Raw genomic sequence first — 14,750 nt, 5'->3', positions numbered from 1 at the left:
AAGGAGTATAAGACAATGGTCATTGTATATGCAACGTTAATCATAAAAGAAAAGAAAAAAATTGAAGATGTTCCAAAGATCATACGTGAACAAGTAAAAGAAGTTTTGGTTGAGATGGGATTACCTGAACTGACATTTAAAGAGGTGGACTGATGGCTGGAAATGTAGATGGATATCAATTTGACAATATAAAAATCAGTGCTGAAAATGATGCGAAAATGTACCATGCTTTAGCAAGAAAAAGAAGTTATGTGATTTCTGGTTATGAACAAGGATTAGAATTATCTTCCAGTGGTTTGGATGTAAGAGTTGCCAGTGGTAGTGCGATTATACAAGGTAGAATGGTATATGTGAAAGAAGCACAAAGTATTACTCTTCCAGCAAATTCAAGTGGGTATGTTTGTTTAACGATTGATTTAAATGAATCGGTAATTCCAACTGATGATTTTCCAGCAGATAGTGAGAATTACTCTTGGACAAATAATCAGGTTCGTTTAGAGGCAGTTAACCATTTAATTAATGGAAATACTTTAGCAGGGGATAGGGTAGTTACATTCCCGTTGTGTAGTTATACAACTTCAGGAACTACTGCCATTATTACAAAGAACACAACAAATTATAATGATTCGCTCATTGAAAGTCTTCCCCTTTGGACAGGAATATTGACTATGAATACGAGTCACATCATAAGACTTTCTAAAAAATTCGAGGATCTTAATTCAGGACTATTACTGATCTGGGCACCTTACGCTAACGGTTCAGCATGGAATTATGATTTTACGACACAATTTTTACCTAAACGAGCAGGTTTACATGTGAGTCAAGTATTAAATTCTAGTAGTAACTGGATCAATAAGAGAATTCAAGTGGATTATTCTTCTAATTCAATTTGGGGACATGGTGGGAATGTGAGTTCTGAAGGATTAAAGGCTGTTTTACGGGAAATTCGAGAAGTTTGATATAAAGGAGGTTACTTATGGAGGGAATTACAATCGGGGAGTGGATCGCGATTCTTACACTCGGTGGATCATTAATGGTGGGTGTGGCGAAATTTTATGCGATGTTCACGAAACTTGATCACACGTTAGGAAAGTTAGAAAAGACGATCATCCGCGTAGAAAAAAGTCAGATTGACTATGGCAATCGGCTTTCAATTATTGAAGAACAAATCAGATCTATTTTTAAGCAAATTGGAAAGGGGAGAAAATAACATGACAGAAATCTTAGCTGCTTCAAGTATTATTACACCACTAGTCGTTGGTGTCACAGGGTTAATTAAAACACAAATGAAGGAGTACAAACTCTTACCCGTGATCAATGTGATTGCGGGTATTTTGTTAGGGGTGCTTTATGCAATGACCCTAGCACCACAAGATTTAGCAATCTACGCATGGGCTGGGGCTGTATCAGGATTAGCCGCTGGCGGATTATTTGATTTAGGAAACAGCATGGTTAAACCAGACGTTGATCCACCGGATTATGGTGATGGCCAAGAAGGTACAGAAAACTTAATTTATAAAGAACAGGATCAGTCGAAAGGCTGATCTTTTTCTATTAAATATTTAGGAGGTAAATACGATGAGAAACAAAGAAAAATTTTTAGAAGACTACAACAAAGTAGTCAAACCGGAGTTTCAAAATGACGAGAACACGATCGAGGATGCCGCACACACTCTTAACAATATCGAAGGAACGACCGTGACCGTGGCAGCTGAATTTACAGAAACTGGCAAAATGGAAGCATTTGATTTTGAGCAGAAGCAACGACCCAAAACAGATGATCCGGATCAACAGATGCTGGACTGGTATTACGTAGGAAGAGGTGAAGTAAAATGACGATCAGATCAAACGGTGCCGGACACGGAGGAAGAAAAAATGGCTCCAACTGGATGGATCCAGGTGCAGTAGGAAACGGGCGACGTGAAGCAGATGTTGTACGAACAATCACCCAAAAGATGCAAGCAATTGCAAGTGTGCGCGATTCTACAGATAACGTTGGCGCAACTGTTAACCAAAACTTGCAGAACCAAGTCACGGTTATGAATGCGGCGGGATCAGGCGTAGCAATCACGAGTCACTTGAATGCCTTTAATGGTCAGGCAACTGGTGTTGAGGTTTTTTATTGGGCTGGTAACGAACAGATGCGTATTTTAGCGGCAGCTGTATCAAAAGTGATTGCGGATACGTTGGGAATTCCGAATCGTGGAGCAAAGCCTACCACAACGTTCTTCGTACACCGTAACACTAATCCGGGCGTCAATGTATTATTGATCGAATGGTGCTTTATCGATAATGCAAATGACATGCGACGATTAGATCAGAATATGGATCAGGCAATCCGTGCGGTGATGAATGTGCTTGGCTACAACACAAGCGGAAGTGGTAGTATTCAAGCGACGCCACAGACACATGATCAAATTATTTTAGCAAGCCCACCAAAAACCGTTGGTAATTATGTAGGTAAGCTAGAAGTGTTTAATGAGCTATCTCTTGGTATTTTTCGAATTGGTGCTTGGTTAGTGCCAATCAACGGTGCAGCTCATTTAAATCAAGGATATGTCTTCTGGATGGATGCAGACAATCCGAATGTCGAAATTGGTCGTTGTCGGTCAGCGGGCATTATCAGAGATGATGTGAATGCAGCATATGGATTATCTAGTGGTCTACGATTTGGTTTGGATGGCACAATGGATATTCGTAAATTTGCAGGGAAAAGAGTTTTTCCGATGTTACGACGAACGAATGATCCTAACGGAAATACGATCAATGGACAAACAGTCGACATTCGTTTTCCAGAGTACGTTTTGACGATTCATAAGCGATAAAAATTGCTCCTCAACAAGGGGGAGCTGTACATAGGATTTTATATAACAGTTTTGTTACAAATTCAATGGTATGTAAATCATAAAATATCGTTTTAATATCATAAACGTTTTATATTGAACTTACGTTCCCTATATGTTATAGTTATTTAATAATCCTCAATGATTATATCTGCTATGAAGCCCGAAAGCTGTTGTTTTTAGGGCTTTCTTTTGGTTTAATTAGTTTAGCAGATATAAATGAGGAGGAATTATTTTGATTAAATATTTAAAAATTTTTGAAATTGATCCAGATTTAGAAGTAATAGAAACAGAGAGTGCTTTGTTAAAAGATTTTAAAAACGGGGTACATAATTTTTTTAGAGGACATATTATTAATTCTGTCGAACACATTAATTCAAAGGTAGCAAGGTTTCGCAACTCAAAAAGTGATATTTATAGATATTGCGGTAGTTGTTTTTTCGAAGAACAATTTGAAGAAAACTCTCGTAATATTGCCAATATTTTAAAATCTAATATGCATTTTTCGGTTAAGAATAAGTTTATACTTGTAATATTAAATTACGAGTTCAAAAAAAAAGAACTAGGATTTCTAGATGCAGAACCTGATGAAGTCGAAGAAATATTAGCAATTATGAAAATGGAAACAAATGATGGTATTGAAGTAAACAATAACGATTTTGTTATACATCAAAACATGTTGCCTGATTTAGGAAATCACTTACAAAAATGTGCATTTATTTATAAATCATTTTTAGAAAATTATGAAGTGAACAATTTGGATAGTAATTTTCATTTGAAAATACTGGACAAACAAGATAAAACAATTTCTAATTACTTTATTAATTTGATGAATAGTGTATTAGTAGCAGATGATGAAGTTATGTCAAGATTAGCTCAACGATTTGTAAAGCATACAGCAAGAAGATATACTGATGGGCAAGAAGATTATGAAAAAGTAGAAAAAAGAATTGGAGTTATAATGTCGCAAAGGAAAAGTACGTCTGTACAGAATATTTTCACAGAAATTTTCCCATTATTAAATACTGAAAAGCTAGAAAATGAAGGTCATGACATTAATTCTCTATCTGAAGAAACTTTTAAACTAATGAGACAAAACAATCCGAGCGCCTATTCTAATTTTATTTCACAACCAGTAGATGGCAAGAAATATATTCTTTCCAGCGAGAACAGAAGTATCTATTTAAGTATAGAGCAAGGTTTAATTGATGATCATGTAGTGAAAGTAGATACGTCTAAAACCCGTGATATAGTAATTACTATTCCCAAGAAACAGGTTAAAAGTAAGTAAAATTTTTAATAAGTGAGGTGAATTTGATGGGGGGAAAATGCATAGATCAAAATATTTTTTCAGTATCTCAATTTTTGAATGAGGGTAGTAAAAATGAAAGTATTAGTGTGACAAGAAATTCAGATAGTAGTTTAATAATAAATGAGATTTTAGAAGGTGATATAACTGTAAAAAAACTTCTAGAGTCGAGGGAATTATTAAATAAGAATTTTCCCATAAAACCATCAATGAGCTTGTTTATAGAAAAAATGTCTTCTGATTCAAAAATTATTAGTGAAGATCAGTTGGGTAAGGAATTATTGCGAGTACAGAATGAAAATAATGAATTTGATAACATAAGAATAAAAATGAAATATACAGAAACACATAAATTACCTTTTAATAATTCATTGAAAATAAAATGTGTTTTCAAATCAAATTTTGAAGAATTAATGGAACAACTGGTTCAAAATATAAAGTTAAGTGATTGTAAAAATTTAACAACAAAAATAATAATTGAATTAAGTGAAAACACAAGTTTAAAATCTTCATTATTCAATTTTAATAACACTGAGAATGAGAAATTTCTTGATGATGAGGTAAAAAATTTTATCAAAGCTCAAATGGATATGGATTATACAATTGCTAATATTCCTAATTTAATTGAAGTAAATCTGGATAATGAAAATAACGAAAAATTTGAAGTGCTTCAAAAGTTGTGTCACTTGAAATTGCTTAGTAATTTTTTTGATGAGAAAACCGGAGAGGCATTTATTTTTTTTAAACCAAACTATAATAAAATCCTTTATGAAAATATAAATATTTCAGACACAAGAATATACACGTCAATTTCAAAGTTAATTTACTTTATATATAAAGAAAAGAGCAGATATATTGATAAATTGAGAATAGCAAAGTCATTATTATATAGCTCTTTAGATGATGATAATTATATTTTAGACGATAAGCTGTTTTGGGATAGACTATACGATGAAATTATAAATGAGTATGATTTATTTATTGATGATAAAGTTACAAAATTCTTAACTGAAAAAAAAGAGATTATAAAAGAACAATTTCAATTATCAAAAGAAATAAGTAACCAAATATCTGAGTCAAAGAAAACCTTAATGAATAACTTAATTTCAATCATTGGGATATTTTTAAGTAAATTTTTTATTGATGCTATTAATAAAAGTGATTCTTCATATAGTATATTAGCGTACAAAATTGCTTTTGTATTTTCCGTGTATCTTTTTTTTATGTATTTAGTAAGCGGAGAATTTAAAACGTACACAAAATTTGAAAATAGGATTAAAATTATGAACAAGTATTATCCAAAACTATATTTAACTAACGATAATGTTATTGATGAGCTAGAATCAAAAATTTCTAGTCCTGAAATTTTACAGTTAAAAAAGATTAATATTTTAACTGGATCTATATATTGTCTTAGCATTTTATTTTTCGCATATAAATTAGGTTTTTTTGAGTACTTATTAATACAAATTTTTACGCCAGATAAATAAAATACTATATATTTTAAACCTCAGCCAATCAATTTTTGCTGAGGTCTTTTTTACGTTCTTTAATTAATTGTAGCAACTCGTTTATATTCCGAATCAAAACCTAACCATTGATAATATAGCGAGTTTTTCTCTGATAAAAAAAGCACATGACTTGAACAATAAATAAAATCATAGTAACCTTAATTTATCCTCAGTACTAAGAATTCGTTTTTTAATACCCGCCCACTCTCCGGAGTGGGTCTTTTTTTATGGGAAAATCTGAAAAAACATAAAAACAAAACGCTTGCAATAATTTTAGGTCAGCCTTAAAATATCCGTAGGCGCCATCATAAAAAAGAGTATCAATAACTAAAAACTTTTGGGGAAGTGTATAGCGTGCATATCGATACTCTCTTTAATAATTATATCATACGTATTTTAGACAGCAAAATGATTATATCAGTTGAATAATAGATAAAAAGATAGTAATCTTATTGTATCACCCTAACAACATTGCTTTTTTCACATCCCGCTCATTGGAGCGGGGTACATAAAGAACATATTATTTGAACATAGCCTGAAATGGTAGTAAGCTTTACTTAGCTTCACTAATGCGGATTGAATCCTTTAGTGGCCCGCTCTTTACGAGCGGGTATTTTTTTGTTTAAAATAAGATTCGATCAAAGTTTAAGAATTCTCAGATTAAGACAAGGTACTTGCAATAATCACTGGTTACCCATAAGGTGTGAATAGGAATCATTCTAAAAAAAGAGTACCAATGGACAAAGTTTTAAAAACTTGGGGAAGTTTTCAGCGTGCGCATTGGTACTCTTTTTATGATTCTATCACATGTGTTTTAAACAGCAAGGAAAGCGTATTACTTGAATGCGGGGTCAAACTCTAGTAATGTGAAGCTGACCAAATAATTCCCATATTAACGTACGTGCCACTCTTCGGAGTGGTATACATAAAAAAACATATTATTTGAACCTAAATTAAAATGATAGTAAAGTTTAATTATCCACATTCAGAAGATTCTTTATCCTAAGACTGCCCGCTCTTATATGAGCGGGTGTTATTTTGTCTAAGTGAATCTGATTTGATTAAAATAATCTAAAATGAATAAGCAACAACTTATACTAAATCGATATCTCTAGGATTGATAAATAATCATTTTTTATTACATCTACATGAAATCCCGTTTGCTTCTCAATAGTATTGGTATGTAATAAGATTGAAGAATGTGCAATTGTTTGTAAAGTTAAATTAAGGAATAATCTGTTACATTGACAATAACAAAAATTGTTCGATACAATTTGGCTATAACTATTTCATTATTTATATTTACGATTATATATATTTAAGTCATAGTGACAAGAAGATTGTTACCATAATAAATAAACTATCTACCAGATAATAGTTCTGACGACCCTTTTGACAATAATTTGTACCCTTAGCTCAGTTAGGCAGAGCATATGGCGAGTTATTAACCGTCCGGTCGTAGGTTCGAGTCCTACAGGGTACATAGTAAAAAACTCAGTCAACCATTCTTGGCTGAGTTTTTTTATCAATTGTAGCAATTCGTCCAGATCCTCAATCTTTATTTATCGCATTATATAGAACGAGCAGATCTGTTATAAATTCCAAAGCACATGACTTGAACAATAAATAAAAACAATACTTCCGAATAGTCATTGTCAATGTGTGAAGAGTGTTAAATATAAGGAAGAGCAGGCATTATCCAAGTACCCATGATTGCAACGCCTAGTACTAATAGCGAAAATAGGATACAACATATCATGAATATGCTCCAATTCGATTGATCAACATCAAGTTTTTTCTGATGAATTATCCAACCGGTTATATAACATCGTGAAACTTAAAAAGTATAGAATAAAAATCCAGAAAATAAAAATCACCTCAAATAATAATATAACAATATTTTACAACTTATGGTTAAATTATCTCAAATTTCATATAAAATTCTTAAATCTATAATATTATTTGAATGTATAAGAGGAGGTGCGTGCTATTGAGTATTCTAAAATCGGCAGTGAAATATAAAGTTGCAAAAAAAGCTACAAATAAAGTAATGGGCGACGGTTTGTTATCAAGCGTTGTTGCTGCAAAAGCAGTGAAGAAAAGTAATCAGCGTAGTAAGCAAAGAACAAAAAAATAAAAATACTAGAAGTCCTGTCCTTAGTTAGAAAGGGAATTTTTGTTTTTTTAATCGATTGTAGTAACTCGCTCAAATCTTCAATCGGCACCTAACCATTATAAGAGAACAAGCGATAAAAAAAGCATATGACTTGAACAATAAATAAAATCATAGTAATTTAAAAGTGTCCTTGAAACCATTGATTAGGATATTATCATTTGCCCACTTTTCTGAGTGGGTCTGTTTTATGTTTCATAATCTAGCAAAACGCTTGCATTATCATTAGGTTAACCTTAAACTAACTGTAGGCGTAATTATGAAAAGAGAGTATCGATAGCTAAAACTTTTGGGGAAGTCTATAGCGTGCATATCGATACTCTCTTTACTAATTATAACATACGTAATTTAGACAACAAAGGAATTGTACAATCCTAACCATACTGTTTTTTTTAATTGCCTACTCTGCGGAGTAGGTCTTTTTTCTATAATGATATAGTTAGTTTTACAGAATATATAATGTCAATTTGACTATACGTATATTTTGAATTAGCTTTCTCACTCACATTTGTCAATGGAAATTGACCATTCATTTAAAGAAAAAATAGTAGACAAATGATTGGAAGTGAAAAAACTAGATTTAATAGGAGTAAAAATATTGAATCTGATTTCAAGTTATTTTGTTTAATATTTATTAAGAGCATAACAACTGGAAGCGTGATTGTAAGAACAATTAGAACCAAATATATTTGATTGGCTGTAAAAAATAAAAGATTAGCAGCATATACTGATAAGATATGATAAAAGTTATAGACATGTATTGGCATCGACGGTTCCAATATTCCTACATTAAAAACTAGAAAATCAGCTAGATTGAAAAAAGAAAACAGAGTACCTAATCCACCGATAAAAAATAAGATGATCGGTGTAGACGAAGTATTTAATCGATTAGCGTTCAATACAATAACCTCCTAATTTTCTTTATAAAAGTTTAGAGCTAATGAATCATTTCGGATAGCAAAAAAACTAAATTTAGCGAAACTATTTAAAACAAAAAAATTTCATAAAAAGTTCATATTTTGTAAAGAGATGAATTTGTTTACTTCTGCAAAGTGCTAAATAGAAATATTCTTAATTATTTAAACATATCTATGGATGTTTAAAAAGTAATGTGACAGTAATGTAAGCGTTTCTTATTAATGGTTTAAGCAAATAGGCATCGTTTAATTTATTCTTTTTTATACACTCTAAGTGTACCAAAAAAAATAATAGGAGTGGTCAATATGAAGAAATTTTTATTAGCATGTTTAGGAATTTTAGCGACAGTTAGTTTTGCAGCGTGTGGTCCTAAAGTGTCAGAAAAGCCAAAGAGCCATTCGCCAAAGCAATCACAACAGATCCCAAGAAAAAAACAAAGTAGTGACACAAATGGTACTAAGAAAAAAGAAAAATCTAATAACAAGAGAAATGAACAGGAGAATAAACAGTCAAGTGATAGTAAAGAAAAGAAGAGCCAAAAAGTAAAACCAAAAAATGAAAGCAATTCTCAAAATAGAAAAAAACCAAATATTACGAACAAAGAATCAAATCATAATAATCTAGCAAATGTAAGCTAGATTAGCCTGCGATGATCTAGTAACCCAGCATTGCCAAAAAAAAGAACATCGATAACTGAGTATTTTTGTTATCGATGTTCTTTTAGCGAGATTAATGACTTGAACTTGCTGTTATTGTTACATAATTAGAAATTAAGTAAAGACAATCCTTTTTTGTAATATTGAGCCATTTCTTCTTCTGGAACCATATTACCACCCGTTCCCCAAATTATGTGTGTGCCAGACTTTATCCAAGTTTTTTTCAATGCGAATGCTCGATTTATATTCACAAATGATGCAATCCCAGCGGCGGATGAAGGTTCCACATAGATGTTTTCACTATCCGCAAGCAATGTTAGATATTGATATAATCTTTCATCTTGAACAGTAGAAGTAGCATATAAAATCGGTTCTATGATCTTGCCGACTAAATGTGAGGGGCGCCCGACGGCTAATCCATCAGCAGCTGTCTTACCATCGATTGCAATATCTTGCACTGAAATTTTGTCGTGTAATCCTGTGTACAGGCCAAGTAACATTGACGGAGCGTGAGTAGGTTCTACAAAAAATATTTTTACAGCATCACCAAAAATGCAGGACAATCCAAAGGCAATTCCACCTGGACTACCACCTACACCACAAGGAAGATGGACATATAGAGGATGATCTTCAGATACTTCAATATTTTTTTCTTTTAATTGAGTTTGTAGTCTCAGTGCAGCTACAGAGTATCCTAGAAATAAATCTTTTGAAGCTTCATCATCGATGAAATAACTGTGGAATTTGTTTACTGTTTCTGCTCGCCCTAAAGCTACAGCTTTGCTAAAATCACCTTCGTACTCTTTGACAACAACGCCTATTTCTCTCAACAAACGCTTTTTCCAGCTTTTTGCTTCATTAGACATGTGGACAGTCGTCTGAAACCCTAACTTTGCTCCCATGATTCCGACACTAAGACCTAAATTCCCTGTAGAACCCACAGCGATTGAATAATTAGAAAAAATATTTTTGAATTCATCATTTGCTAGAATAGCATAATTACTATCAATTGTTAGTTTTCCAGAATCCAGCGCAACTTTTTCAGCAAACGTCAAAACTTCATAGATTCCACCTCTGGCTTTAATTGAACCAGATACAGGGAGATTATTGTCACATTTAAAATATAGTTTACTGTTTGTTTCGAAATGTTCTTTTTCTTTTATTTTATCCAACATGTTAGGAATCTCAACTAATTCTGACTCGATGATACCACCAGTAGCTTTAGTCTCAGGAAAAACTTTAGCAATGTATGGAGCAAACCTTTGTAGCCGTTTAGAAGCGTCTATCACATCATTTAGGGTAAAACATGAAGTTTTTCTTTCTCCAAAATTTGGATTTATCCAGCACACTTCTTGATATGATTGCAATGCTCTTAATAAACGATCTGTTTTATTAGTCATTTTGGAACCCTCTTTCTATTTCTTAATTTGTGCTAACAATGGAAGAATTACTGATTCATCCCCCATGCAACGAAGAAATAAAAGAGTGTAGGGAGAGAAAAAAGTAAATTTATTCCTAAAATCCAAATGGAAATCAATTTATTATTATTAGTGAAGATATTGAAAAATAATCCAATAATTGAAAAAATGATAAATAACGAGAGAGATGATAAATAAAGATTGTCGGAAGAAATGTGAAGGATAGATGAAGTAGCAGAAGCAAATTTTTCAAAAGATCCAAACAGAGGGATGTTCGGATCTGCAACACCCATATGAAAGATATAGATACAAGTGATGTGCAATACCGATATAGCTGTGCCAAGAGCACCGATTACTAATAAAGAGATTGCTTTTAAAGGATTAGCAGATTTGAGTATTGGCATATAAATACCTCCTAATTTTGATACATTTAATTATCTATAAAAAATTTTTTTCTAACCATTTTTTTGTCCAATTTATTCATTACATTTTCGTAAGGAATTAAAAGATAAAGAGGTCTGTATGATTGGAAAGCTTCATTTGAGAGTCACTAGAATTGTTATAGCTTAAGACAATTTACTTATCTCGAAGGTCTTAGTTTTCAATGAGATAGCTACTTTTCAGAGTGATTGTCTTTTAAAAAATAGATACAACCACTGAAAACCAAAACAGTTGAATAATAATTAAAATGATAGTAATCTTATTGTATCACCTAACAACATTGCTTTTTCACAACCCGCTCTTTTCGAGCGGGTGTTTTTTGTGGACTAAAACAGCCACCAATGTTTCTTGACTACGGCAAAGGCATGTAGTCATAGTGACTTAAAATGAAATCAATAACATTATTTTTGCCACAAATTTGCCACAAAAAAATATAAAAGTAAGTAAATAAAGGGGAACGTATTTTCTGTTTTGGCATAAAAACTACTGTTAAATAGGGACTTTTATTAAATTGAAATCAATTGACATTACCTATATATATTTAGTTATGAGATGGAAGGGTCTGTTGGATAATAACTATTTCATTGCTCGAAACGTTGATATTAAAGCGTTTCGAGCATTTTTTTATTTGCATTTTAATAGTTGGCTACGTTTTTGGCTACGTTTGGAATTATTCGCCCATAAATTTTGCAAATCGGTCACCTGTTTTCTTAACAGATTGTGGTGTGACATGAGTATAGATATTCATGGTAGTTTTAATATCTTTGTGACCTAATCGTTCTTGTACTTCTTTTATCGAAGCACCACTTTCAAACAATAAGCTACAGTGGGTATGCCTAAATCCATGTGGAGTAATTTGAGGCTCCATCGGTGTCTTTTTGTAAATCCAATTTAACCAATCGGTTACTACTTGAGTATAGTGGATCTTGTCTTAGTTTGTAGTGAATAAAAACTATTTTTGTTGATATATGTTATATCAATATAGAATCGTTATAATCATTCTATTATCCGCCACAAAGAGTTTTACAACTGCTTAGAAATCAGATTACTCGTTCAAATAATATTGCAAATTGAATCAATAAAAGAAGCGTTGAAGAAGAGCTCATTCTTTCAACGCTTCTTTTTTAGAAGATTTTAATGACCATATCAACTTCACTTTCAGGATTAGGTAATTCATGGAAGCTAGTGTTTATAGTGCTTAATTGATCAACTAACCATATTTTATTTTTTGACTCTTAGACGAAACTAAAATTAATATCATTGTTCTCGTGTTGAAGAGGTGTCTCCAAATAATCTGGTGAATATTCATAATCAACTTAACCTGCTAATACAAAATAGAGTAATCCATAATTTAGTGTCAGATTTAACGGATGGCCGTAAGCTTTTATTTTTTTTAACGTCATATTGTACATATCTTCAGCCATAAAAGTTGAGTTCGTGATTTCATCTTGGGTCTCATTAAAAAAGTTATCCGAATAATCGCTTATTTTTGAAAAGTCCTTATTGGCACCAGCCTCAAAAAATTGTTCAACTTTTTCAGTATAAAGTTGTGCTAACGCTCCTTTTTCAATATTAACTTTAATATTTTCATCTCTATCAATTTGTGTGCTGTTCAGTAAGGGAAGATCAGCTTTTAGTTTTATATCGTCTTGATTTCTTTCAATTTCAATTGGCAAAATCTTTTCAGTAGATTCAGTTTCTGATAAAGGAATATCTAGTTTTTTATCATGATAATAAGCTTCAAATCCATCTGGAACCGGAAAAAATGTATTGGGTAATTCTTTTCTGAGGTTGTTGTACTAATTTCCGTACTTGTAGAACTTTTGTCAGAAGTGGTACACCCGCTTATAGTTCCGATGAGTAAAGCACAGGTTAGAATGCTTGCATATTTCTTCAAAAAAATCCCTCCTAAAATTGAATATGGTCTAATACTAGTTCCGTTGTAGCATACCAAATCTTTAATATTAATAAGAAAAAGGACTAATTTTAGTCCAAAAGGTGTGCTATTCTTGAAAGAGGAAAAAATTATTGATAAAGAAAATGTAATCGGTAGTAATATTAGACGAATCCGATTAGAAAAAGGAATTGGTCAAACCGAGCTGATTAGAGACCTACAGCTTCATAAAATTGCTATAACTAGGGAAACGTTGGTTAAGATTGAAGGTGGCCGCCAACACATTAAATTGGATCAATTGAAAGCCATCAAAGATATTCTACAGGTGTCTTATGAAGATTTGCTTAAATGACTACTTGTAGTCATTTCGTTTAAAATTATTATGTTACACCCTTATGTGTCATGAAGAAATACTGGTATAATAATGAATGGGATATGTAACGATAGGGTATACTTCTATGTTACATATTGATTATTTTGAAAAAATCATATTAGGAGAATATAATTATGAGAAGTGATAGTAGGTTTTTCGTCAGTAATTTACAAGATGACGAGCTAATAAGGCAGATTAATTCATTATTAGAAACAATAACAGAATCTGATAAAAGAATATTTTTAAATTATGTAGAATTAACACGTCATATTATAGAGTTGGATAAACTTTTTAATGTGTTTAGATATAATTTAACTAATTTGCTCAAACACTTCACAATTTTTACTAATGATTTAATTGAAAGTACAGGTGAAAAATTAACGGAAGACCAGTATTATTATCAGATAAATGCTTTGACGATAAACTTAATTAGTTCAGCCAAAACTTTGACTGAATCCATTGAAGTTTGTATGAAAAACTTTTTAGCAGAAAAAGATTTTAAATCTTTTAAGAATAAAATTCTGAGTAAGCCTTATGATGAACATTTCTCGTACAGATTTTTATTACATGTTAGAAATTATTCTCAGCATGGTCACTTACCGGTAAATATTGAACAACAAAGAGTATACTTTGATTTGGATGAAATTCTAACAATGCCTCATTTTGATCTTAATGAAAAATTAAAATCAGAAATAGATGAAATTAAAGAAGATATATCTGCTCGATTTGAGGATTTTCCACGTATCTCATATGTGTACACAATTGCAAAGTTTAATCTGATTACAACTGAAATATATTTGAACTATTTAAAAGAAGTTAAACCAATTTTGATGGAAATGGATAAAGAAAAAAATGAATTGCTACTCAATACTAAATTTAAGTTAACTAATTCAGATGGAAAATCAAGTGATGTGGTTTTTTATGACTTTGATGGAGAGAATTATCATTGTTTCAATCGAACAGACAATAGTTTATCGATGTATGCTAGCATAAAAAAGGAGGTTAAAAAGATATTAAGAGAAGAAGAACAATATTATAAAGAAATAAAAAATAAAAACCAGTAAATATCACAATCATCAATATTAGTGAAAAATTCATTTGTGGTTGTTGTTTGAGGCTTACTTAGTAGTTATCAAGTTATTTGGAAAATTTTAAATCGTTGAAAGAAAAGAAGGCGAGGACATATTAGCAAGCAAGTTGTTGAATATTTATAT

Annotated in this window: 14 protein-coding genes, 1 tRNA gene and 2 pseudogenes; 13 read left to right on the top strand and 4 right to left on the bottom strand. The window is 31.7% G+C overall.

Annotated elements, in window-relative coordinates:
- Positions 1 to 15 precede the first annotated feature (15 nt).
- The 11 genes from IGJ99_RS11285 (at position 16) to IGJ99_RS11235 (ending at position 9,392) form a co-directional block, all read left to right on the top strand.
- Positions 16 to 153 carry a CD1375 family protein gene (locus tag IGJ99_RS11285; protein WP_010734000.1) on the top strand — a complete coding sequence of 46 codons (138 nt, stop codon included), beginning with the start codon at positions 16 to 18 and terminating at the stop codon, positions 151 to 153.
- The gene (locus IGJ99_RS11280) at positions 153 to 959 is read left to right on the top strand and encodes a hypothetical protein (protein WP_010734001.1); all 807 of its coding nucleotides are present in this window, start codon (positions 153 to 155) and stop codon (positions 957 to 959) included. The genes IGJ99_RS11285 and IGJ99_RS11280 overlap by 1 nt, the downstream gene beginning before the upstream one ends.
- Before the next feature lie 17 nt (positions 960 to 976).
- Positions 977 to 1,210 (top strand): hypothetical protein, encoded by a 234-nt coding sequence (locus tag IGJ99_RS11275; RefSeq protein WP_062804778.1) that lies wholly within the window; start codon positions 977 to 979, stop codon positions 1,208 to 1,210.
- 1 nt (position 1,211) lies between these two features.
- Positions 1,212 to 1,544 carry a holin gene (locus tag IGJ99_RS11270; RefSeq protein ID WP_195514176.1) on the top strand — a complete coding sequence of 111 codons (333 nt, stop codon included), beginning with the start codon at positions 1,212 to 1,214 and terminating at the stop codon, positions 1,542 to 1,544.
- A gap of 34 nt (positions 1,545 to 1,578) precedes the next feature.
- Positions 1,579 to 1,836, top strand: coding sequence for a hypothetical protein (locus IGJ99_RS11265; protein ID WP_096081701.1), 258 nt, complete (start codon positions 1,579 to 1,581; stop codon positions 1,834 to 1,836).
- Positions 1,833 to 2,825, top strand: a complete 993-nt coding sequence (locus IGJ99_RS11260; RefSeq protein ID WP_271522790.1) for an N-acetylmuramoyl-L-alanine amidase — start codon at positions 1,833 to 1,835, stop codon at positions 2,823 to 2,825. Before IGJ99_RS11265 ends, IGJ99_RS11260 begins: the two co-directional genes overlap by 4 nt.
- 253 nt (positions 2,826 to 3,078) lie before the next feature.
- Positions 3,079 to 4,134 (top strand): hypothetical protein, encoded by a 1,056-nt coding sequence (locus tag IGJ99_RS11255; protein ID WP_195514178.1) that lies wholly within the window; start codon positions 3,079 to 3,081, stop codon positions 4,132 to 4,134.
- 26 nt (positions 4,135 to 4,160) lie between these two features.
- Positions 4,161 to 5,642, top strand: a complete 1,482-nt coding sequence (locus tag IGJ99_RS11250) for a hypothetical protein (RefSeq protein ID WP_195514179.1) — start codon at positions 4,161 to 4,163, stop codon at positions 5,640 to 5,642.
- A gap of 1,426 nt (positions 5,643 to 7,068) precedes the next feature.
- Positions 7,069 to 7,146 (top strand) — tRNA-Asn (locus IGJ99_RS11245).
- Positions 7,147 to 7,653: 507 nt separating this feature from the next.
- Entirely contained in the window at positions 7,654 to 7,800 is a 147-nt protein-coding gene (locus tag IGJ99_RS11240) for a hypothetical protein (protein ID WP_195514180.1), read from the top strand.
- 1,259 nt (positions 7,801 to 9,059) lie between these two features.
- Entirely contained in the window at positions 9,060 to 9,392 is a 333-nt protein-coding gene (locus IGJ99_RS11235; RefSeq protein ID WP_023520188.1) for a hypothetical protein, read from the top strand.
- Between the two features lie 125 nt (positions 9,393 to 9,517).
- On the opposite strand, the gene IGJ99_RS11230 is transcribed toward IGJ99_RS11235, so the two are convergent.
- The 4 genes and pseudogenes from IGJ99_RS11230 to IGJ99_RS11215 form a co-directional block, all read right to left on the bottom strand.
- Entirely contained in the window at positions 9,518 to 10,810 is a 1,293-nt protein-coding gene (locus IGJ99_RS11230) for a D-serine ammonia-lyase (protein ID WP_023520187.1), read from the bottom strand.
- Positions 10,811 to 10,857: 47 nt separating this feature from the next.
- Positions 10,858 to 11,232, bottom strand: coding sequence for a hypothetical protein (locus IGJ99_RS11225; protein ID WP_041684275.1), 375 nt, complete (start codon positions 11,230 to 11,232; stop codon positions 10,858 to 10,860).
- A 707-nt stretch (positions 11,233 to 11,939) separates the two neighbouring features.
- Positions 11,940 to 12,221, bottom strand: a pseudogene (locus IGJ99_RS11220) (tyrosine-type recombinase/integrase); the annotation flags it as partial.
- Between the two features lie 172 nt (positions 12,222 to 12,393).
- A pseudogene (locus IGJ99_RS11215) lies at positions 12,394 to 13,166 on the bottom strand (hypothetical protein).
- 103 nt (positions 13,167 to 13,269) lie between these two features.
- Here IGJ99_RS11215 and IGJ99_RS11210 point away from each other — a divergent pair.
- The gene (locus IGJ99_RS11210; protein ID WP_438770831.1) at positions 13,270 to 13,515 is read left to right on the top strand and encodes a helix-turn-helix domain-containing protein; all 246 of its coding nucleotides are present in this window, start codon (positions 13,270 to 13,272) and stop codon (positions 13,513 to 13,515) included.
- Between the two features lie 155 nt (positions 13,516 to 13,670).
- Complete coding sequence (locus IGJ99_RS11205) at positions 13,671 to 14,600, top strand: hypothetical protein (RefSeq protein WP_409173582.1); 930 nt, start codon at positions 13,671 to 13,673, stop codon at positions 14,598 to 14,600.
- Positions 14,601 to 14,750 lie beyond the last annotated feature (150 nt).

The sequence above is a fragment of the Enterococcus sp. AZ095b genome, assembly GCF_051714725.1.
In the GTDB taxonomy this organism is placed as follows: Bacteria; Bacillota; Bacilli; order Lactobacillales; family Enterococcaceae; genus Enterococcus_B; species Enterococcus_B pernyi.
This window is presented reverse-complemented; position numbering and strand designations above follow the sequence as displayed.

Bases quoted from the DNA above. Each gene is read 5' to 3' on its own strand.
- IGJ99_RS11270 (WP_195514176.1), top strand. From the start codon at position 1,212: ATGACAGAAATCTTAGCTGCTTCAAGTATTATTACACCACTAGTCGTT.
- IGJ99_RS11225 (WP_041684275.1), bottom strand. From the start codon at position 11,232: ATGCCAATACTCAAATCTGCTAATCCTTTAAAAGCAATCTCTTTATTA.
- IGJ99_RS11260 (WP_271522790.1), top strand. From the start codon at position 1,833: ATGACGATCAGATCAAACGGTGCCGGACACGGAGGAAGAAAAAATGGC.
- IGJ99_RS11285 (WP_010734000.1), top strand. From the start codon at position 16: ATGGTCATTGTATATGCAACGTTAATCATAAAAGAAAAGAAAAAAATT.
- IGJ99_RS11235 (WP_023520188.1), top strand. From the start codon at position 9,060: ATGAAGAAATTTTTATTAGCATGTTTAGGAATTTTAGCGACAGTTAGT.
- IGJ99_RS11205 (WP_409173582.1), top strand. From the start codon at position 13,671: ATGAGAAGTGATAGTAGGTTTTTCGTCAGTAATTTACAAGATGACGAG.
- IGJ99_RS11250 (WP_195514179.1), top strand. From the start codon at position 4,161: ATGGGGGGAAAATGCATAGATCAAAATATTTTTTCAGTATCTCAATTT.
- IGJ99_RS11280 (WP_010734001.1), top strand. From the start codon at position 153: ATGGCTGGAAATGTAGATGGATATCAATTTGACAATATAAAAATCAGT.
- IGJ99_RS11275 (WP_062804778.1), top strand. From the start codon at position 977: ATGGAGGGAATTACAATCGGGGAGTGGATCGCGATTCTTACACTCGGT.
- IGJ99_RS11230 (WP_023520187.1), bottom strand. From the start codon at position 10,810: ATGACTAATAAAACAGATCGTTTATTAAGAGCATTGCAATCATATCAA.
- IGJ99_RS11265 (WP_096081701.1), top strand. From the start codon at position 1,579: ATGAGAAACAAAGAAAAATTTTTAGAAGACTACAACAAAGTAGTCAAA.